General features: G+C 67.5%; 16 protein-coding genes and 1 riboswitch. Of the genes, 5 read left to right on the forward strand and 11 right to left on the reverse strand.

Going from position 1 to position 18,790, the window contains the following annotated elements; translation table 11 throughout:
* The first annotated feature begins 141 nt into the window (after positions 1 to 141).
* Positions 142 to 1,113: a Tim44 domain-containing protein gene (locus AABF56_RS08700; protein ID WP_272805626.1), complete on the forward strand. Its 972-nt coding sequence runs from the start codon at positions 142 to 144 to the stop codon at positions 1,111 to 1,113.
* Positions 1,114 to 1,341: 228 nt separating this feature from the next.
* Here the strand turns inward: AABF56_RS08700 and AABF56_RS08705 are convergent, their stop codons facing one another.
* The 4 genes from AABF56_RS08705 to AABF56_RS08720 form a co-directional block, all read right to left on the reverse strand.
* Complete coding sequence (locus AABF56_RS08705) at positions 1,342 to 1,959, reverse strand: ABC-type transport auxiliary lipoprotein family protein (RefSeq protein ID WP_244769659.1); 618 nt, start codon at positions 1,957 to 1,959, stop codon at positions 1,342 to 1,344.
* 134 nt (positions 1,960 to 2,093) lie between these two features.
* Positions 2,094 to 3,464: an MlaD family protein gene (locus AABF56_RS08710; RefSeq protein WP_244769658.1), complete on the reverse strand. Its 1,371-nt coding sequence runs from the start codon at positions 3,462 to 3,464 to the stop codon at positions 2,094 to 2,096.
* A 60-nt stretch (positions 3,465 to 3,524) separates the two neighbouring features.
* Positions 3,525 to 4,310, reverse strand: a complete 786-nt coding sequence (locus tag AABF56_RS08715) for an ABC transporter ATP-binding protein (protein WP_244769657.1) — start codon at positions 4,308 to 4,310, stop codon at positions 3,525 to 3,527.
* An 8-nt stretch (positions 4,311 to 4,318) separates the two neighbouring features.
* The gene (locus tag AABF56_RS08720) at positions 4,319 to 5,503 is read right to left on the reverse strand and encodes an ABC transporter permease (RefSeq protein WP_272805627.1); all 1,185 of its coding nucleotides are present in this window, start codon (positions 5,501 to 5,503) and stop codon (positions 4,319 to 4,321) included.
* A gap of 98 nt (positions 5,504 to 5,601) precedes the next feature.
* Between AABF56_RS08720 and dgcA the strand changes: the two genes are divergently transcribed.
* The gene (dgcA, locus tag AABF56_RS08725) at positions 5,602 to 6,585 is read left to right on the forward strand and encodes an N-acetyl-D-Glu racemase DgcA (RefSeq protein ID WP_272805628.1); all 984 of its coding nucleotides are present in this window, start codon (positions 5,602 to 5,604) and stop codon (positions 6,583 to 6,585) included.
* Here the strand turns inward: dgcA and AABF56_RS08730 are convergent.
* Together AABF56_RS08730 and AABF56_RS08735 are read right to left on the reverse strand one after the other, a co-directional pair.
* Positions 6,555 to 7,772 carry an MFS transporter gene (locus AABF56_RS08730; protein WP_272805629.1) on the reverse strand — a complete coding sequence of 406 codons (1,218 nt, stop codon included), beginning with the start codon at positions 7,770 to 7,772 and terminating at the stop codon, positions 6,555 to 6,557. The two genes, dgcA and AABF56_RS08730, sit on opposite strands and share 31 nt — an antisense overlap.
* 107 nt (positions 7,773 to 7,879) lie before the next feature.
* Positions 7,880 to 8,716, reverse strand: a complete 837-nt coding sequence (locus AABF56_RS08735; RefSeq protein ID WP_272805630.1) for a UDP-2,3-diacylglucosamine diphosphatase — start codon at positions 8,714 to 8,716, stop codon at positions 7,880 to 7,882.
* A gap of 233 nt (positions 8,717 to 8,949) precedes the next feature.
* Here AABF56_RS08735 and AABF56_RS08740 point away from each other — a divergent pair, with 233 nt between their 5' ends.
* Entirely contained in the window at positions 8,950 to 11,262 is a 2,313-nt protein-coding gene (locus AABF56_RS08740) for an NADP-dependent malic enzyme (protein WP_272805631.1), read from the forward strand.
* Between the two features lie 117 nt (positions 11,263 to 11,379).
* On the opposite strand, the gene AABF56_RS08745 is transcribed toward AABF56_RS08740, so the two are convergent.
* Positions 11,380 to 11,742, reverse strand: a complete 363-nt coding sequence (locus AABF56_RS08745) for a winged helix-turn-helix transcriptional regulator (RefSeq protein WP_272805632.1) — start codon at positions 11,740 to 11,742, stop codon at positions 11,380 to 11,382.
* Between the two features lie 110 nt (positions 11,743 to 11,852).
* Between AABF56_RS08745 and AABF56_RS08750 the strand changes: the two genes are divergently transcribed.
* Positions 11,853 to 12,560, forward strand: a complete 708-nt coding sequence (locus AABF56_RS08750) for a glutathione S-transferase family protein (protein WP_272805633.1) — start codon at positions 11,853 to 11,855, stop codon at positions 12,558 to 12,560.
* A 159-nt stretch (positions 12,561 to 12,719) separates the two neighbouring features.
* Here AABF56_RS08750 and AABF56_RS08755 read toward each other — a convergent pair whose 3' ends face one another.
* Together AABF56_RS08755 and AABF56_RS08760 are read right to left on the reverse strand one after the other, a co-directional pair.
* Positions 12,720 to 14,306, reverse strand: coding sequence for an ABC-F family ATP-binding cassette domain-containing protein (locus tag AABF56_RS08755; RefSeq protein ID WP_272805634.1), 1,587 nt, complete (start codon positions 14,304 to 14,306; stop codon positions 12,720 to 12,722).
* Between the two features lie 151 nt (positions 14,307 to 14,457).
* Positions 14,458 to 15,519, reverse strand: coding sequence for a phytanoyl-CoA dioxygenase family protein (locus tag AABF56_RS08760; protein WP_272805635.1), 1,062 nt, complete (start codon positions 15,517 to 15,519; stop codon positions 14,458 to 14,460).
* 267 nt (positions 15,520 to 15,786) lie between these two features.
* Here AABF56_RS08760 and AABF56_RS08765 point away from each other — a divergent pair, with 267 nt between their 5' ends.
* Positions 15,787 to 16,893 (forward strand): DUF2865 domain-containing protein, encoded by a 1,107-nt coding sequence (locus AABF56_RS08765; protein WP_244769647.1) that lies wholly within the window; start codon positions 15,787 to 15,789, stop codon positions 16,891 to 16,893.
* Here AABF56_RS08765 and bluB read toward each other — a convergent pair.
* Entirely contained in the window at positions 16,886 to 17,578 is a 693-nt protein-coding gene (gene bluB, locus AABF56_RS08770; protein WP_272805636.1) for a 5,6-dimethylbenzimidazole synthase, read from the reverse strand. The two genes, AABF56_RS08765 and bluB, sit on opposite strands and share 8 nt — an antisense overlap.
* 46 nt (positions 17,579 to 17,624) lie before the next feature.
* Positions 17,625 to 17,845, reverse strand: a riboswitch (cobalamin riboswitch).
* 56 nt (positions 17,846 to 17,901) lie between these two features.
* Positions 17,902 to 18,720: an SDR family oxidoreductase gene (locus tag AABF56_RS08775; RefSeq protein ID WP_272805637.1), complete on the reverse strand. Its 819-nt coding sequence runs from the start codon at positions 18,718 to 18,720 to the stop codon at positions 17,902 to 17,904.
* Between the last annotated feature and the right edge of the window lie 70 nt (positions 18,721 to 18,790).

Raw genomic sequence — 18,790 nt, forward strand, 5'->3', positions numbered from 1 at the left:
CCTGGCCGCGCCGATAACACACCTTTGATGGCGCAAACCGTCCCAGGCTGCCGATTTCCGGCCGCCGAACCTTAAAATCCGGGCCTCCAGCCGCTATATCCGGTCCGACGCGCCACAAGGCGCATGGGAAGAGAGACGGAAATGATCTTTATACAAGGCTTTGGACGCATCCTGGCGACGCTTGCGGTCGCGGTGATGGTGATGATGACGGTGGTGGACGTGGCCGAGGCGCGCCGCGCCGGCGGTGGGTTCGGCAGCCGCGGCAGCCGCACCTTCTCGACGCCCTCGACGACGCGCACCGCACCGACGGATGCCCAGCCGATCGACCGCACCATGACGCGCCAGCAGTCGGCCCAGCCCTCCGCCGGCCGCAATGCCACGGCCACCAATCCGCGCCCCGGCCTCTTCGGCGGCTTCGGCGGCACGCTGCTCGGCGGCCTGATGCTCGGCGGCCTCGTCGGCATGCTGCTCGGCCAGGGCCTCGGCGGCGGCATCGGCTTCCTCGGCCTGATCCTGCAGGTGCTGCTGATCGCCGGCGTCTTCCTGTTCCTGCGCCGCATGTTCGCGCAGAAGAACGCGCCCGCCTATGCCGGCGCCGCCCATGCCCGCAACGCCGCGCCGGGCGGCGGCCCGGACTTCAAGATCCCGAGCATCGGCGGCGGCAGCCGCCAGGCCGCGCCGCAGCCGAAGGGCGGCGACGAGATCGGCATCAAGCAGGCCGACCTCGAGCAGTTCGAAAGCATGCTGAAGGAGCTGCAGGCGGCCTATGCGGCGGAGGATTTCCGCACGCTGCGCCAGATCACCACGCCGGAGGCGATGTCCTACCTCGCCGAGGAACTCGGCGACAACGCCACCCAGGGCCTGAAGAACGAGGTGCGCGACATCCACCTCGTGCAGGGCGACATTGCCGAGGCCTGGCGCGAAGGCGCCGAGGAATACGCCACCGTCGCCATGCGCTACGAGAGCATCGACGTGATGCGCGACCGCGCGACCGGCGCGCTCGTTTCCGGCGATCCGGACAACCTGACGGAAGCCGTCGAGATCTGGACCTTCGTGCGCCGCAACGGCGGCGACTGGAAGGTCTCGGCCATCCAGGGCGTTGAGAACGCCTGACGGGAAGGGCTGCGCGTCGACGTGCGGCCCCTCATCCGCCTGCCGGCACCTTCTCCCCGCAAGCGGGGCGAAGGGAAGCGCCTTGTGGGCTTCCCCAGACAAATGACGTCGCACTGATTTGGAAAGCCATGCCAATTGCTCCTTCTCCCCGCTTGCGGGGAGAAGGTCGCGGCAGCGGGATGAGGGGCTTTCGCACCCCCGCATCACCGACCGAACACATCAAGAAAATCAGATCGACGCCAGCGTCCAGCCGACGATATCGGCCGTGACCGCGGCGAAGGCCGCGTCGAGCGCCTTCACGAAGGCCGGGTTGCCGGTTCCGCCGACCGGAACCGTCGCGCGAAACACCTTCTGCGCCCGCACCGTGCCGTTGCGGTCATTGAGCAGCTTTGCCGAAATCTCCACCACCGCCGCATCGGCGCCCGCCGTCTGCACCTCGAAGGCGCGGATGTCGGTGACGATCTGGTAGTCGATCGCAAGGCCCTGCCCCGGCATGCCGACGCCGCCGAGGCGGCCGGTGTTCTCGAAGGCCTGCACGAGCTTGGCCTGCACCATCTTGCTCAGGCTGTCGCTCCACTGCGCGCCGGCAAGATACTGGATTTCCGAGGCGGACGGGCGGATGACGATCTGCTCGCCGTCGAGCGCCTTCAGCGCCGAGGGTGGCGGCACGAGGATCTGCCGGCTCCTGGCCGAAGGGCCGTCGGCGGTGGCGACGGAGGTGAGCGCGAACGTATCGTTCTTGGCCTGCGTGCTGCCACAGGCGGCGAGCATTGCCGCCAGAACGGCGACGAGCGCGGCGCGCGCCGCAGTCCCGTTCCGCAACAAACCCTTACCCGAACCCGTCATGTCGTCCTCAAACCCTTGTAACTGCCTGTGTAGCAGCGGCACGACAGGCTGTCACGGCTGCGCGGACGGACAAATTTGCCTTGGACCACCAGCGGTTGGCAGTTGTGGGGATAGGGCCACACTTTACGGCCGGTTCAGCGCCGGTTGCGGCCGTCATACTGCTTGACCGTCTCGCCGCCGAAGAGGAGGCGCTGCGGATTGCGCTCGAAACCGGAGATCGCGCTGTCGAGATTCTGGATCGTGCGGCGCGTGTCGAGCACCAGCGCCTCGACGTCACGCAGGCCCGAGCCGGAGAACCGCTGCAGCCCGTCGGCAATCGGGCCGATCCGGCCGTTCAGCGTATCGGCGGCCTGCTTGATCGACTGCAGCGTCGCCTTGGCCTCGGCGAAGAGCGATTCGGAATCCCCCTCGCCCAGGAAACCGTCGAGCTTGGCGAGCACGCCGTCGACGCGCGTGGCGGCCGCGTTCAGCTTGTTGCTCATCTGCTGCACGTCGGTGATGATCTGGTCGATGTCCTCCTCGCGCGCGCCGATGCGGTCGGCAACGCCGGTGACGGAGGCGATGGCCTTGCGGGCATCGGCGGTCGCGACCGAGATGTTGTCGATCGCGCCGCCGACCTTCTGCGTATCGACCGCGGCGATGAGGCTGTCGACCTTGTCGAGCGTCACCGTCGCCTGCCTGCCGAAGGCATCGAAGGTTTCGGCCGTCTTGCGGAAGCCGTCGACGGTGGCCTTGATGTCGCCGGACGCATCCGCGATGTCCTTGCTGATCTTGTCGACATTGCCGACGAAATCCTCGACCTTCTTCGGGTCGACCGCCTTGATCAGCTCGTCGACCGAGGCGAGCGTCGAATCGAGCCGGCCGGAAAGGTTGCGGAAGGTCTCCGAAAGGCCGCCGACGCTTTGCAGGAACTCGTCCACCTTCTCGCCGTTGCGGGCGAGCGCGCCGGAGAACTGCTCGGCGTTCTGGATCGTCGTCGTCAGCGGCCCGCGCGCATCGGCGACGAAGCCCTGGATGTCGGTGATCGCCGCGTCGGCCCGCTTCAGGATCTTGTCGGCGGTGGACAGGATGTTCGTCACGCTCGACTGCTCCGCCTGCAGCACGGCCGGAACCTCGCTGTCGACGGCCTGGCGCAGGATGTTCGGATCGCCCGCGCTGCCGCCGGAAAGCTCGATATAGGCCGCGCCCGTCAGGCCCTGGACCTCCAGGACCGCGGTCGTCGACTGCTTAACCGGCGCGCTGGTCGAGACCTCCGTCATGGCGACGGAGAAGCGCGGGTCGTCGGCGTCGATGGCAAGGCTGCGCACGGAGCCGACCGGAATGCCGTTGAAGCGCACGGGCGAACCGATGCTGAGGCCGTTCGCCGAGCCCGGGATACGGATGGCCAGCTGCGCCATCTCGCCGCCGCGGCCATACTGCGACATCCAGTAGACGAAGGCGAAGGCGGCGGCCATGACGAGGACGGTGAAGAAACCGACGAGGGCGTAGTTGGCTTTGGTTTCCATGCTTCGGGCTATCCTGCTCGCAGTTCCATCCGCCGGAGCCTGCCGGCCCCGGACACGTCCTTACGTTTTCCGCACGATCGCTCGCGCGCGCTTGCCCCGGAAATAGGACTGCACCCAGGGATCGTCAAAGGCCAGCATGTCCTCGATCGTGCCTTCGACCATGACCTTCTTCTGCCCGAGGACGGCGATGCGATCGCAAACCGAAAACAGGCTGTCGAGGTCGTGAGTCACCATATACACGGTCAATCCGAGGGTGTCGCGCAGTTTGGCGATCAGCTCGTCGAATTCCGCCGCGCCGATCGGGTCGAGGCCCGAGGTCGGCTCGTCGAGGAAGACGAGGGCCGGGTCGAGCGCCAGCGCGCGGGCCAGCGCCGCGCGCTTGATCATGCCGCCCGAAAGCTCGGAGGGATATTTGTTCGCCGCCTCCGGGGCAAGGCCCACCAGCTCGATCTTCAGCCGCGCCAGCTCGTCCATCATCGCCTGCGGCAGGTCGAGATATTCGCGCATCGGCACCTGGATGTTCTCCTTGACCGTCAGCGAGGAAAAGAGCGCGCCATGCTGGAAGAGCACGCCGAGCTTCATGTCAAGCGCCAGACGCTCTTCCTCGCTCGCCTTGTCGAAATCCAGGCCGAAGATGCGGATCGTACCGGAGCGGCGGCGCAGCAGGCGCAGCACCGTGCGCATCAGCACCGACTTGCCGGTGCCGGAGGCGCCGACGAAGCCGAGGATCTCGCCGCGGTAGATGTCGAGATTGAGCTTGTCGAGCACGATATTGCTGCCGAAGCCGACGGTCAGGTCCTTGACCGAGAGCATCACGTCGTCCGTCTTTGCCGAAACCTGCTCCATGGATGTCCTCAGAAATCGATCGCGGCGTAGAACATGGCGAAGAGGCCGTCGACGAGGATGACGACGAAGATGGACTTCACCACGGCGGCGGTGACGTGGCGGCCGAGCGATTCGGCGCTGCCGCCCACCTTCAGCCCCTCGACCGAGGCGACGATGCCGATGATCAGCGCCATGAACGGCGCCTTGATCATGCCGGACACCACGGTCGACAGGTCGATCGCCTCGCGTAGGCGCGACAGGAACGTGTCGAAGGTGATGCCGGAATAGGACCAGGCAACGAAGGCCGCGCCGCCGAGGGCCGCGAAGTTGGCGATGATGGTGAGGAGCGGCAGCGCGACGGTCAGCGCCACGAGCCGCGGGAAGACGAGGACGCCGACCGGGCTGAGGCCCATGACCTTCAGCGCGTCGATCTCCTCGCGCATCTTCATCGAGCCGATCTCGGCCGTGATCGCGCTGCCCGAGCGGCCGGCGATCATGATGGCGGTGAGCAGCACGCCGACCTCGCGCAGCTGGAGAATGCCGACGAGATCGACGACAAAGACTTCCGCGCCGAAATAGCGCAGCTGGAAGGCGCCCTGCTGGGCGATGATCGCGCCGATGAGGAAGGACATCAGGAGGATGATCGGCACGGCGCGCACGCCCATATGGTCGATATGGTGCACGATCGCCGAGGGCGACACGCCGCTGCGCCGTCCGAGCTTCAGCTGGGCGCCGCGCACCGCCGAGCCGAGGATGAACATGGCGGCGACCGCATCGTCCCAGATCTCCATCACGTTGCGGCCGATCGGCTCGAAGACGCGCTCGAACAGCGTGCCTTTCCCGCCGCTCTCATCGCGCGGCTCGGCAAGCTTTTCCGGCAATGCCGAAATCAGGTCGGCATAATGCGTCCCTTCGCGGTCGGTGAAACTCACCGCGCCGCCCTCGCCCTGCCGCTCGGTGATGGCCCGGCGCAGCAGCCAGGCGCCGGCCGTATCCATGGCCGTGACGCCGCCGAGGTCGATTTCCAGCGCGCCGCCCTGCCCGCGGCCGATATCCGCAAGCCGCTTGCTCGCGGCAACCGCGGTCGTGTTCACCCATTCGCCGGAAAGGCGCCAGACCTCCCCGTCCTTGCCGGGCAGCGTTTCGATCGCGATGTCGAGGGGGGAACGGGCGCCGGTCAAGTCTCTTGCATCTTCCCGTGCTTGGGCCAACATGCGCCTGTCTTACCGGCTCGCCGCCCGTCTGTCACCGAACGAACCCGCAAAAGCGGCCTTCCCGCCTCGATTTTTTCAAGCCTGCCAGGATCAGCCCCATGCGCCGCACATTGCTCGCCACCACCGAAAGCTTCCCGATTGCCGGCACTTTCACCATTTCCCGCGGCGCCAAGACGACGGCGGAGGTGGTGACCTGCACGATCGGCGGTTCCGGCCTTTCCGGGCGCGGCGAGTGCGTTCCCTATGCGCGCTACGGCGAATCGGTCGCCGGCGTGCTTGCCGCCATCGAGGACATGCGCGGCGCCGTGGAGGACGGCATGGGCCGCGAGGAACTGGCGCGGATCATGCCCGCGGGCGCGGCGCGCAACGCCATCGACTGCGCGCTGTGGGACCTCGAAGCGAAGCTTTCCGGCGTGCCGACCTCACAGGTGATCAACGCCGCGCCGCCGCGGGAGCTCATCACCGCCTACACGCTCTCCCTCGGCGAGCCCGAGGCGATGCAGCGGCAGGCGGCGCAGGAGGCCGCCCGCCCCCTGCTCAAGGTCAAGGTCGGCACGGCGGACGACGCCGCCCGCATCCGCGCGGTGCGCGCCGGTGCGCCGGAAAGCGCCATCATCCTCGATGCCAACGAGGGTTGGACCCCGGAAAACCTCGCCCGTCACTTCGCCATCTGCGCCGAGGCGCGCATCGCCCTCGTCGAGCAGCCGCTTCCGGCGGGCAACGATTCGGCGCTGCGGGGCGCGGCCCGCCCCGTCCCGGTCTGTGCCGACGAGAGCGTGCACCAGGCGCAGGACGTCCGGGAACTTGCCGACCGCTACGACGCCATCAACATCAAGCTCGACAAGGCCGGCGGGCTGACGGAGGCGCTGGCGCTGCGCGAGGCGGCGAAGGAGAACGGGCTGAAGGTCATGGTGGGCTGCATGGTCGGCACGTCACTCGGCATGGCGCCGGCCGTTCTGCTGGCGCAGGGCGCCGATTTCGTCGATCTCGACGGCCCGCTGCTGCTCGCCCGCGACCGGGAGCCGGGCCTCACCTACGAGGGCTCGACCGTCTATCCGCCGGACGCCGCGCTCTGGGGCTGAGCGCGCGGCGCGACGATGCGGCCGGCGACGACCGAGACGAGGCCGGCCGCGGCGACGAAAGACATCAGGTAGAAGCCGTGAACGCCGTACCAGCTGAAGGCATAGCCCGAAACGAAGGTGGCGAGGGCCGTGAAGACGCCGGTATAGAAGAAATAGAGCCCCTGCGCCGCCGCTTCCTGCTCCTCCGCCACGCGCTCCACCAGCCGGCTCTGCGCGCTCATGTGGATGAGCGCATAGGTGAAGGCGTGCAGACATTGCAGCGCGAAATAGCCGGAAAAGGACATCTCCATGGGAAAGAGGATCCAGCGGCCGACCGCCACGGCACAGCCGACCGTCATCATGGACCAGAGATTGAAGCGGCGCCGCAACTGGACGGCGAAGAGGAAGAAGACCACCTCGGCAAAAACGCCGGCGCTCCACAGGATGCCGACGTCCACCCCGCTGAAACCCATCTTCTGCCAGTAGATCGCCGAGAAGGCGAACAGCATGGCATGGCTCGCATTGACGAGCGAGACGCCGATCAGCATGAGCTGCACATCCGCCTGCCGCAGCGTGCTCTTCGTCGGCATGGTGGCGATCGCGGCGATCGGCGACGGGCGGCGCGGCTTGCCGATCCTGGGGGCGATCACCGCGCCGAGCACCGTCAGCACGAAGGCCACCGCCATCGCCGGCAGCACCATGGCGCCCCCGTAGAGCCCGGCAAGCCAGCCGCCGATCATCGTCGCGACGATGAAGGCGAGCGAGCCCCACAGGCGCATCTTGCCGTAATCGAAATTCCAGCGCCGCACGCCCGATAGCATGATCGCCTCGGTGATAGGCACATAGGGCGAATAGACCGCGCCCTGCAGCGTGTAGAGCAGCAGCACCGGCCAGAAGGACCCGGTCGCAAAGAGCGCGAGCGCCGTCGAAAGCGACAGCAGCGCCGACCAGAGCAGCACGATCGAACGCTCGCCGATCCGGTCCGCGATGATGCCGGCCACCGGCGCGGTGAAGACGCGCACGAACATCGGCACGGCAAGGACGACGCCGATCTGGAAGTCGCTCATCGACAGCGTTTCCAGCCAGACCGGGAAGAACGGCAGCGCAATGCCGTTGACCATCATCGGCGCGCAGAAGACGAGAGCGATGCGCGCGGCGAAGAACGGCGGCGCGCCGGCGGTCACGGTAAACCCGGAAGGGGCATTCATTGGCGGGGAACCTGCGTTGGAACGCCCCGGCTCTAGCATGCCGACGTACGTACGCCAATGCGCTATTTCTGCCCGCGGGCCGGAAGGCCGAACAGGTGAAAGCCGGCTTACGCCGCCTCCGGCTCCCGGGTTTCGATCGCCAGCATCCGGCGCGAGACCGGAACCACCTCGGCAGGGCTCGATGCGAGCATCTGCCAGGTGATCAGCTCCATCTCGCCGTCGTGATGCTCGGCGATCGCCGTGCAGCTCTCCACCCAGTCGCCGCTGTTGATGTAGCGGATGCCGTCGATCTCGGTGATGACGGCGTGGTGGATGTGGCCGCAGATCACGCCGTCGGCATCGTGGCGCCGCGCCTCCTCGACGACCACCTTCTGGAACTCGCCGATGAAGTTCACCGCCGTCTTCACCTGCTGCTTGGCCCAGGAGGAGAAGGACCAGTACGGCAGGCCGAGCCGGCGGCGGATGGCGGCGAAGACGACGTTGATGGCGATGGCCGCGTCATAGGCCCAGTCGCCGAGATAGGCGACGACGCGGGCATGGCGCACGACGACGTCGAACTCGTCGCCATGCAGCACGAGGTAGCGCTTGCCGTCGGCAGCCTCGTGGATGATGCGGTCAGCCACTTCCACGCCGCCGAAATGGGTGCCCGGGAAGTCGCGCAGGAACTCGTCGTGGTTGCCGGGAATGTAGATGACGCGCGTGCCCTTGCGCGCCTTGCGCAGAAGCTTCTGCGTGACGTCGTTGAAGGCCTGCGGCCAGTACCAGTTGCGCTTCAGGCGCCAGCCGTCGACGATGTCGCCGACGAGCACGATCGTCTCGGCTTCGTGATGCCGCAGGAAGTCGATCAGGAAGTCCGCCTTGGCCGCCTTCGATCCCAGATGCACGTCCGAGATGAACAGCGTGCGGAAATGGCGGACATTCGGGTCGGCGAGGGTCGCGGTCATGCGTCTGTCTCCGGGTGGCCGGCCGCCGCGGTGGTCGTCGTAAGGGGCGGCTTTCACCCCGTTGAAAACCAGACTCCTGTTTCAGATTGATGACACACCTATGCCTTTTTCGATGGCAAATAGGCATTGCACAGACCGCTGATTGCGGCTTTATGGAAGACTCGGAAAACCACGTCGCGGCGGTTTCGTGCAAAGAAGGGCCGCAACAAAAACAGCATATGGCAGGGAGCATCATGAGCACGGGTGACAAATCGCGGACGCAGGACGGTCCGGCAAGCGGCGACATCGACCAGCAGGCCCTCTTCTTCCACCGTCACCCCCGCCCCGGCAAGCTCGAGATCAACCCGACCAAGCCGCTCGGCAACCAGCGCGACCTGGCGCTCGCCTATTCGCCCGGCGTCGCCGCGCCCTGCCTCGCCATCCGCGACGACGCCAACACGGCCGCCGACTACACGGCGCGCGCCAACCTCGTCGCCGTCGTCTCCAACGGCACGGCCGTGCTCGGCCTCGGCAATATCGGCCCGCTCGCCTCCAAGCCCGTGATGGAAGGCAAGGCGGTGCTCTTCAAGAAGTTCGCCGGCATCGACGTCTTCGACATCGAGATCGACGCCCCGACCGTGGACGAGATGGTCAACGTCGTCTCCGCGCCGGAGCCGACCTTCGGCGGCATCAACCTGGAAGACATCAAGGCGCCGGAATGTTTCGAGGTGGAGCGCCAGCTGCGCGAGAAGATGGACATCCCCGTCTTCCACGACGACCAGCACGGCACGGCGATCATCGTCGCCGCCGCGGTCCTCAACGGCCTGGAGCTCGCCGGCAAGGCGCTTTCCGACGCCAAGATCGTCGCCTCGGGCGCGGGCGCGGCCGCGCTTGCCTGTCTCAACCAGCTCGTCTCGCTCGGCGCGAAGGTCGAGAACATCTGGGTGCACGACATCGAGGGCCTCGTCTACAAGGGCCGCGAGGCCCTGATGGACCAGTGGAAGAGCGTCTATGCGCAGGAGACCGACAAGCGCCAGCTCTCCGAGACCATCGACGGTGCGGACGTCTTCCTCGGCCTGTCGGCCGCCGGCGTTTTGAAGCCGGAGCTGCTCGCCCGCATGGCGGAGAAGCCGCTGATCATGGCGCTCGCCAACCCGACGCCGGAAATCATGCCCGAGGAGGCGCGCGCCGCCCGCCCGGACGCGATGATCTGCACCGGCCGCTCCGACTTCCCCAATCAGGTCAACAACGTCCTCTGCTTCCCCTACATCTTCCGCGGCGCGCTCGATTGCGGCGCGCGCACGATCAACGAGGAGATGAAGATGGCCGCCGTGCGCGCCATCGCCTCCCTCGCCCGCGAGGAAGTGTCCGACGTCGCCGCCCGCGCCTATTCCGGCGATACGCCGAGCTTCGGCCCGAACTACCTCATCCCCTCGCCCTTCGACCAGCGCCTCATCCTGCGCATTGCGCCGGCCGTCGCGCGCGCGGCGGCCGAAACCGGCGTGGCGATGCGCCCGATCACCGATTTCGACGCCTATCTCGACCAGCTCAACCGCTTCGTCTGGCGTTCGGGCTTCATCATGAAGCCGATCTTCGCCGCCGCGAAGAACGCTGCCCGCAAGCGCGTGATCTTCGCCGAAGGCGAGGACGAGCGCGTGCTGCGTGCCGCCCAGGTGCTGCTGGAGGAGGACATCGCCAAGCCGATCCTCATCGGCCGCCCGCAGATCATCGAGACGCGTCTCAAGCGCTACGGCCTGCGCATCCGCCCGCAGACCGACTTCGAGGTCGTGAACCCCGAGGACGATCCGCGCTACCGCGACTATGTCGACGACTATTTCCGCATCGTCGGCCGCCGCGGCGTCATCCCGGAAGCCGCGCGCACCATCGTGCGCACCAACCAGACGGTCATCGGCGCGCTGGCCCTCAAGCGTGGCGAGGCCGATGCGCTGATCTGCGGCGTCGAGGGGCGTTATGCCAAGCACCTGCGCGACGTCAGCCAGATCATCGGCAAGAAGGAGGGCGTGCTCGACTTCTCCGGGCTCAGCCTGCTGATCTCGCAGCGCGGCGCCACCTTCTTCACCGACACCTATGTCACCTTCGACCCGACGGCCGAGGAAGTGGCGCAGATGACGGTGATGGCCGCGCAGGAGATCCGCCGCTTCGGCATCACGCCGCGCGCCGCCCTCGTCTCCCATTCGAACTTCGGCTCGCGCGATTCCGACAGCGCCTTCAAGATGCGCCGCGCCATGGAGATGGTGCACGAGATGGACCCGACGCTCGAGGCGGACGGCGAGATGCACGGCGACGCCGCGATCTCCGAGGCCCTGCGCCAGCGCGTCATGCCGAATTCGACGCTGTCCGGCGAAGCCAACCTCCTGGTCTTCCCCAATCTCGACGCCGCCAACATCACGCTCGGCGTCGTCAAGACCATGACGGACAGCCTGCATGTCGGCCCGATCCTGCTCGGCGCCGCCATGCCCGCCCATATCCTCTCGCCGTCGGTCACCTCGCGCGGCGTGGTGAACATGGCCGCGCTTGCCGTGGTGGAAGCCTCCAACCCGGCCTGACCGGTCATCCTAGAGCATTTCCAGCAAAAGTGCGAAGCGGTTTTGCGTCCGGAATTGCATAAAAACAAACAGATAGAGCGTTTTCGCGATTCGAGGAGAAGCGGAAATGCTCCAGCCTTACGAAACGGCCGCCGCCTCGGCGGCCGTCTTCGTTTGCGGCGCCGGGCGCCCGGCATCCCGCGCCTCCCACCAGTCGCCGAGCGCGTCGACCAGCGGCAGCAGCGTCAGGCCGGATGGCGTGAGGTCGTATTCGACTCGCAGCGGATAGCCGCCGAAGACCGTCCGCCGCACGATGCCGGCCTTTTCCAGCTTGCGCAGTTCGAGCGTCAGGATGCGGTGCGAGACGGTCGGGTTGTCGCGCCGGAGGTCGCTGAAGCGCTTCGTGCCGTCCTTCAGGTAGTAGATCAGCAGGGTCGGCCAGCGGCCGCTCAAGACCTGCATGACCTCCTCGATCGGGCAGCGGGAAACGAGATCCTTCATGGCGGGCTCCGGCATGGTGACAAAAATGTGCGTAATTTACATGGGGGCAGGCAAGGCTTAGGTCCAGTGTCGCTGCGCAGCGTGGTCAACAGAAATCACGGAGAAGAACATTGGAACCGATCCTCGTCTACGGCTTTCCCGCCGGAAGCTCCATGGGCCTCGTCGCCGCGCTGGAATGGCTGGGAAAGCCCTACCGCCTCTGCCGCGTCGACATGCTGGGCGAAATGCGCGACCCGTCCTATGCCCGCCTCAACGCCCGGCACGAAACGCCGGCCCTCGTCACCGATGACGGCCGGGTGATCACCGAGACCATGGCCATCGCCCACTGGATCGCCGCGCGCGACACGGAACGGCGCGTCAGCTTCGATCCCGCAACGCCGGAGGCCGACCGCATGGTCCAGCTGATGGCCTATCTCAACACCGGCTTCACCGGCGCCTTCAGCCCGCTCTGGGCTGCGCTCGAACTGGAGACGCCGGACCCGGTGCTGGAGGAGTCGCTCCGCCGCTGGGGCCGCGAGGGCGTCATCGAGCGGCACGACAAGCTGGAGGCGATGCTCGGCGACACGCCCTACCTTGCCGGCGACCGCCCGACGCTTGCGGACGGCGTGCTCATCGGCGTCGCCCGCTGGCTCGATTACCACGCGGTCGCCCCGGCAAGCCGCTGGCCCCGCATCGCGGCCATCCGCGGCCGGCTGAAGGCCGACCCCGCCGTCGCGTTCGCCACCGCAGTGGAAAGCGGCGAGACACCAGCCGGCTCAGGCGCCTTCAAGGGCCACGTGCCGCTTGCCGAAGTCATCGCGCGTTTCGGCCGGAGCTAGGCGGAACGCGACTCGAGACCGGGTTGAGGACTGCAAGGCCTTCCCCCGCACGCCTTCGTCATCCTCGGGCTTGCCCCGAGGATCCACGCTCCGGGTGCGGCGTGGATGGCCGAGTGAGAACCGGCCTGACGGAGGAATGGGCGGCGGCCCGGCATCATCTCATATCGCCGAAAGCGCCAGCCGGCGCGTCATGCCGATCGCCGCAAGAAACGCCTCGTCGTGGCTGACGACGAGGAGCGCGCCGTCATAGGCCCGCAGCCCCGCCTCCACCGCCTCGATCGAATCGATGTCCAGATGGTTCGTCGGCTCGTCGAGGATCAGCAGCGCCGGCGGCGTGTCTCCGCCGAGCACGCAGGCAAGGCCGGTGCGCAACAGCTGCCCGCCCGAAAGGCTGCCGGTGGCCTGCAGGGCGGCATCCGCGCGGAACATGAAGCGCGCCAGCGCCGCCCGGCAGGCATTCTCGCCGGCCTCGGGATTGATCCGGCGAAAATTGTCGCGGATCGACAGGGCCGGATCGAGCAGGCTCACCTTCTGGTCGAGCATGGCGGCGTCCGCAAGGAGGCGCACGCTGCCCCGCCAGGGGGCGAGCGCGCCGGTGACGAGCGCCAGCAAGGTCGTCTTGCCCGAACCGTTCGGCCCCGTCACGGCCACCCGCTCCGGCCCGGTCATGGTGAAGGACAGGTCGCGGATGACCGGGTGATCCGCCCGGTAGCCGGCGGTGACGCCGTCCATCCGGAGCACCGTCCTGCCGGCGGAAAGATGCGTCGGCGGTACGGCGACGGTCAGCGGCTGGAGGATCTCGATGCGCTCGCGCGCCGCCGCCACCGCCTCGCCCGCCTGCACCTGCCGGTCCTCGGCAAGCCGCGCATTCGCGCCGCCCGTCAGCTCGCTGCGCTCCTTCATGGCGCCCAGCATGATGCGCGGAATGTCGCCGCGCGCCCTCTTGCGGCGGCCGGCGCTGTCCTTGCGCGCCTTGCGCTCGGCGACGACCTGCATGGTGCGCGCCACCTCGGCGGCATGTTTTTCCGCATCCGCAAGGTCGCGATGGGCGGCGGCAAGCTCCAGCGCCTTGCGTTCGCGATAGGCGCTCCAGTTGCCGCCATAGCGGGTCGCGCCGAGCGTCGTCAGCTCGACGATGGCATCCATGGTCTCCAGCAGCGCGCGGTCGTGGCTGACGACGATCGCCCCCGCCCGCCAGCCGGCAAGGAGATCGATGACCGCCTGCCGCCCGTCGCGGTCGAGATTGTTCGTCGGCTCGTCGAGCAGCAGGAAGTCGGGCTCGCTGAAGATGAGGGCGGCGAGCGCCGCACGGGTGCGCTGTCCGCCGGAAAGGGCGGCAAGCGGCGTCTGCGGCTCCGCCTCCAGCCCGACGCGGGCAAGTGCGGCGGCAAGCCGCGCCTCCAGCGTCCAGTCCGCATCGGCAAGGGCGTCGGCATCCGCCTCCCCGCGCGCGGCGCGGGAAAGCAGGTCGAGCGCCCCGGCGATGCCGAACAGGCTGGCGACGGTTTCCTGCGGGGTGACCTGCACGCTCTGGCGCAGGAGCCCGAGCGTGCCGTTCACGGTGACGCTGCCGGCCTGCGGCACCAGCGCGCCGGCCACGAGCTTCAGCAGCGTCGTCTTGCCGACGCCGTTGCGGCCGATGAGCCCGGCGCGCTCGGCGCCGAAGGTCAGGTCGAGATCGGAAAGGAGGGCGTGGCCGTCAGGCGTGGACCACCGGATTTTCGAGAGGGTGATGGAATGCGGCATGGATACGGATTTCCCCGAGGACAAAACGAAGTCGGTTTGCGGTCGGGTTGAAATCCATGGTGCACCATCCGGTCGGCATTGCGTTGCCGGAAATCTAGGGACGAACCGGCCGCGTTGCAAGAGCGGCGGCCGGGTCGTCCGGTCTTGAGGCTCAGGCCGAGGGCTGCTTCAGCCGCTTCGACCACTCATCGGCCTTGCCCTGGCCGGCATCCTTCCAGGGCGAGCCCTTGAGGCCGAGCTTTGCGCGAAAACCCATGGCGGAGATGATCAGCCGGTTCATGCCGGATGCGATGAAGGGCAGCGAGGCGATGTGCAGGCCGGTGAACGGCAGGAAGGGGTTGCGGCGCAGCGAGCCGTAGATCTCGATGCGCGTCGTCGTCTTGTAGCTCGGGCTGCGGGCATGGAAGCCGTGGGTGTCGGCGACCACCAGGGTGTTCGCCTTCACCGTCATCTTGACCGGCTGGCCATAGCCCAGCGCCGTCAGCTCGTCCGGCATGATGCGCAGCGAGCCGCGCGCGGAATACTTGTTCTCGATCGCATCGGCATTCTCGCTGATGCGGCGCTCCCAGGCAAGGCGCTGCGGCGTCATCTCGTGCGAGCCCGGCACATAGGCGAACGGACCGTCCTCCTCGCCGACATCGCGCAGGAAGAGCCATGCCTTGGCCGTCGGCTGGAACGTGTCGCTGTGCAGCGCGGTCTGCGGATCGGTCGAGCCCTGCGTGACGACGGACGGCAGCGCCATCACCACCTGCACGACGAGCAGCGGCTGGCCGGCATGGGACGAGACGTAGCGCAGGAGGTTTGTGATGCGCGGGTCGTTGCGCGCCGCCTTGAAGCCCGGCAGGCTTTCGAGGTCGCTGTCGTCGATGATCGCGCGGCGCGTGACGGTATCGCCCTGCAGCATGTCGTAGCGCTCGAAATCCCGCTCGGCGATCTCGCGGGTGACCGCCTCGAAGACCTCCGGCGACAGGAAGTTCTCGATCTTCACGAACCCGTTCTCGGCATATTGCCGGCGGTATTCCGGGGCGACGAGGTTCTCCAGCTTCCTGCGGCGCCAGGCGGCCATGCGCATGGCGAGCGAGACGCGCTTTTCGTGCAGGCCCCTCCGGTTCAGCCATTTGCTGCCGATGATGGGATTGTCCGCGAAGGATTTTGCGCCGGACGCGAGCTGGAGCGCGTACCAGGGGCTGAGCAAGATGGACGAAATGCGCATGATGACCTGCCTGCAAGGGCCGGTTTCCGCCAGGGGCGGTTGCGCGGCAAGGGCGCAGACCGGCTGTTGAGTTTGACGAGAGTGCTACACCAAGGCCCAGGGGAGATCAATTGCGGGGCACGGCCAAAAAGATGAATACGCAACTCATATTTTATGACCGGCGTTAATCACAAATCCGGGAGCGCGTTGCGCTTCCCCCGCCACGGCCTATGATAGGGCCGTACGTGCGGCCGATCGCGGCCCATCCACATTCACGGGATCGATGATTTGAAAGGGTCTGTCCGCCTCCTCCTTGCCATTGCGACCGGGCTGACGCTCGCCTTTTCGGGCGGCACGGCGGCGGCGGGCGTGTGCGAGCGGCTTCAGGCGGAGCTTGCCAACCTGCCCAAGGTGGTGGTCGACACCGCAAGCGCCCGCAAATATGCCGGCGCCATCGCCCGCCAGAACATCCAGCTGCGCAAGGCCAGGAGCGACCAGCGCCGTCTCGGCTGCTCGAGCGGCAGCATCATCGTCATCGGCGGCGCGAATGCCGAGGCCTGCGGCACGCTCGCGACGGTCATCGGCAAGATGGTGCGCAACCTCGAAATCCTCGACAAGAAGCGCCGCGAATTTGCCGGCGGCACGTCCTCGCAGGGCAAGCGCAACCGCCTCACCGCCCTCCTGGAAAGCAATGGCTGCGGCGACGAGGCAAGGGTCATGCCGGTCGCGGCGACGGAAACGCTGCGCACGCTCGACGACAGGCGCACCCTGCCGCTCGGCACCGCACCGGAAGGCAGCGAGCGCCTGCAACTGCGCACGCAAGGCGGCAGCAACGGCCATGGCAACCTGCGCACCGTCTGCGTGCGCACCTGCGACGGCGGTTTCTTCCCGATCTCCTCCGGCGCGACGCCGCTCGACTTCCGGCGTGACCAGAAGGTCTGCGCGATGATGTGCCCGCAGACCGAGACGGAATTGTTCTACCAGTCGATGACCAGCGGCCAGGAAACCGAGCAGATGACCTCCACCGTCACCGGCCGGCCCTATTACGAGATGCCGAACGCCTTCTCCTACCGCACGCGCGACCTCTCCAAGCCCGGCACCTGCGGCTGCAATCTTTCTGCCTATTACCAGGAGATGATCAAGCGCGAGAAAGCGCTGAAGGGCGAGGGCGAGACGGCCCGCGCCGGCGCGGGAGACGAGGCGGAGACCGGCTCGATCACCACCATCCGCACCCTGCCCAAGAAGGTGGAAACCCCGGTCAAGGTGCCGGCGAAGGTCGAGGAACGCGACTACGACCCGGCGAACAGCAAGGTGCGCACGGTCGGCCCGGTCTTCCTGCCGGCCAACGAATCCGCCATCGACCTCGGCCGCCCGGTGGATGCCGGCGTCAACTGACGCCCTCCCCCGGCCAGCGCTCCTCGAATACCAGCTCTTCCAGCGGCAGGCGCTGCCGCCATCCCTTCACCGCCAGTTCCGGCTCGCCATAGAGCCGGTCGACGAAGCCGACGCAGAGCCAGGCAACGATCTCCACATGCTCGGGGATGCCGAGGATCGAACGGATGTCGCTGTCGTGGAAGATGCTGACCCAGCCGACGCCCACGCCTTCCGCCCGCGCCGCCAGCCACAGGTTCTGCACGGCGCAGACCGTGGAATAAACATCCATGCGCGGATTGTGCGTGCGGCCGAGCACCACCGCGCCGCCGCGAGTCGGATCGCAGGTGACGCAGATCGACAGCGGCGCCTTCAGGATGCCCTCGAGCTTCAGCGCGCGATACTGCGCCTGCCGCTCCCTTTCGAACATCGCCGCCGCCTCGCCATTGGCCTTCAGGAAGGCCGCATGCACCGCCAGCCGTGTCTCAGCGCCACGCACCAGCAGGAAGTTCCACGGCTGCATGAAGCCGACGGACGGGGCGTTGTGGGCGGCCTGCAGCAGGCGGCCGACGAGATCGTCCGGCAGCGGATCGGGCAGGAACTGGTCGCGCACGTCGCGGCGCGTTTCGATGGCACGGTAGACGGCCTGCCTTTCCTCGCGGGAAAAGGCGCCCGCCCGGACCAGAGGGTCCAAGGGTTCGCTTCGCATCGTCATCTCCCCAACAATGCGTCACGACCTGCCGCCGTCCGCGCGGTTCGGTCTATCGTGCCAGGCCGGTCTTCTGACTTCGGGTCACGCGGCCGACGCCTGCCTTCCCGGTTGAACAACCAGTGGCAAAAGCTTGAATCGATTCAAGCTTTCATGGCGCAGACCATCCCCGTCACAGCGTTGGGCACGTTCCGGACCTAGGCTTTCCGCCCGCACCGGATTCCCGATTCTCCCGCCGGAGCGGGCACCTGACGCGAAGGATATGCGCACGACGCGCGGGCGCGATCAAGCCCGTCCGCGCCACATGTCGCCGCGTCTGCGCCTCAGAGCGGTGCCTCCGGATGGGGCGAGCCGTCATAGGCGCCCCAGACCGACTGGTCGAAGCAGATCACCGAGCCGGTCATCAGGCCGGATTCCGGCGAGGAGAGATAGGCGCAGGCCCGCGCCACCTCGGCCGGATCGACGAGCCGCCCGAAGGGCTGGCTTGCCTCGGCCTTGGCCAGCCAGTCGTCGGCCGCGCCGTGGAATTCGCGCTGGATGCGGTCCTCGCCCTCCGAGGCCATCCAGCCGATATTGAGGCCGTTGACACGGATGCGGTTGCGCAGCACGGCATAGGCCGTGTTCTTGGTCAGCGTCTCCAGCGCGCCCTTGGAGGCGCAATAGGCGGAAATGAAGGGCTGGCCGGCCTTGGCCGACATCGAGCCGATATTGACGATGGTGCCCTCGGTCTTCTCGCGCCGCATCACCTTGATTGCCTCCTGCATCAGGAAGAACGGCGCACGCACATTGACCGCGAACATGCGGTCGAAGAGCTCGGGGCTCGTATCGAGGATCGTGCCGCGGTCGGTGATGGCCGCGGCATTGACCAGCGCATCCACGCGGCCGAAAGCCTCGTCGCAGGCGGCAATGACCGCGCGCGCATCCTCGACCGCGCCGAGATCGGCCTTCACATAGAGCGTCGCCACGCCCGTCGCGCCGGAGATCTCCTTCGCCTTCGCCTCGCCCTTGGCGGCATTGCGTCCGCAGATGACGAGGCCCGCCGCGCCCCGCTCGGCAAAGAGCCGGGCGATCGTCGCGCCCAGTCCCTGCGTTCCTCCCGTGACGACGGCGATCTTGCCGTCCAGCCGCGCACCCTCGCTCATGCCATGCCTCCCTCGCAAACCGGCCGACGCTTCCCGGCGAACCGCAAGAAGCCGACAGGCACCTGACTCA

Origin of the sequence: Shinella sp. WSC3-e (assembly GCF_945994535.1) — a bacterium.
GTDB classification, from domain to species: Bacteria; Pseudomonadota; Alphaproteobacteria; order Rhizobiales; family Rhizobiaceae; genus Shinella; species Shinella yambaruensis.

Bases quoted from the DNA above. Each gene is read 5' to 3' on its own strand.
- AABF56_RS08755 (WP_272805634.1), bottom strand. From the start codon at position 14,306: ATGCCGCATTCCATCACCCTCTCGAAAATCCGGTGGTCCACGCCTGAC.
- AABF56_RS08715 (WP_244769657.1), bottom strand. From the start codon at position 4,310: ATGGAGCAGGTTTCGGCAAAGACGGACGACGTGATGCTCTCGGTCAAG.
- AABF56_RS08775 (WP_272805637.1), bottom strand. From the start codon at position 18,720: ATGAGCGAGGGTGCGCGGCTGGACGGCAAGATCGCCGTCGTCACGGGA.
- AABF56_RS08745 (WP_272805632.1), bottom strand. From the start codon at position 11,742: ATGAAGGATCTCGTTTCCCGCTGCCCGATCGAGGAGGTCATGCAGGTC.
- AABF56_RS08720 (WP_272805627.1), bottom strand. From the start codon at position 5,503: ATGTTGGCCCAAGCACGGGAAGATGCAAGAGACTTGACCGGCGCCCGT.
- AABF56_RS08740 (WP_272805631.1), top strand. From the start codon at position 8,950: ATGAGCACGGGTGACAAATCGCGGACGCAGGACGGTCCGGCAAGCGGC.
- dgcA (WP_272805628.1), top strand. From the start codon at position 5,602: ATGCGCCGCACATTGCTCGCCACCACCGAAAGCTTCCCGATTGCCGGC.
- AABF56_RS08735 (WP_272805630.1), bottom strand. From the start codon at position 8,716: ATGACCGCGACCCTCGCCGACCCGAATGTCCGCCATTTCCGCACGCTG.
- AABF56_RS08700 (WP_272805626.1), top strand. From the start codon at position 142: ATGATCTTTATACAAGGCTTTGGACGCATCCTGGCGACGCTTGCGGTC.
- bluB (WP_272805636.1), bottom strand. From the start codon at position 17,578: ATGCGAAGCGAACCCTTGGACCCTCTGGTCCGGGCGGGCGCCTTTTCC.
- AABF56_RS08705 (WP_244769659.1), bottom strand. From the start codon at position 1,959: ATGACGGGTTCGGGTAAGGGTTTGTTGCGGAACGGGACTGCGGCGCGC.
- AABF56_RS08710 (WP_244769658.1), bottom strand. From the start codon at position 3,464: ATGGAAACCAAAGCCAACTACGCCCTCGTCGGTTTCTTCACCGTCCTC.
- AABF56_RS08730 (WP_272805629.1), bottom strand. From the start codon at position 7,772: ATGAATGCCCCTTCCGGGTTTACCGTGACCGCCGGCGCGCCGCCGTTC.
- AABF56_RS08760 (WP_272805635.1), bottom strand. From the start codon at position 15,519: ATGCGCATTTCGTCCATCTTGCTCAGCCCCTGGTACGCGCTCCAGCTC.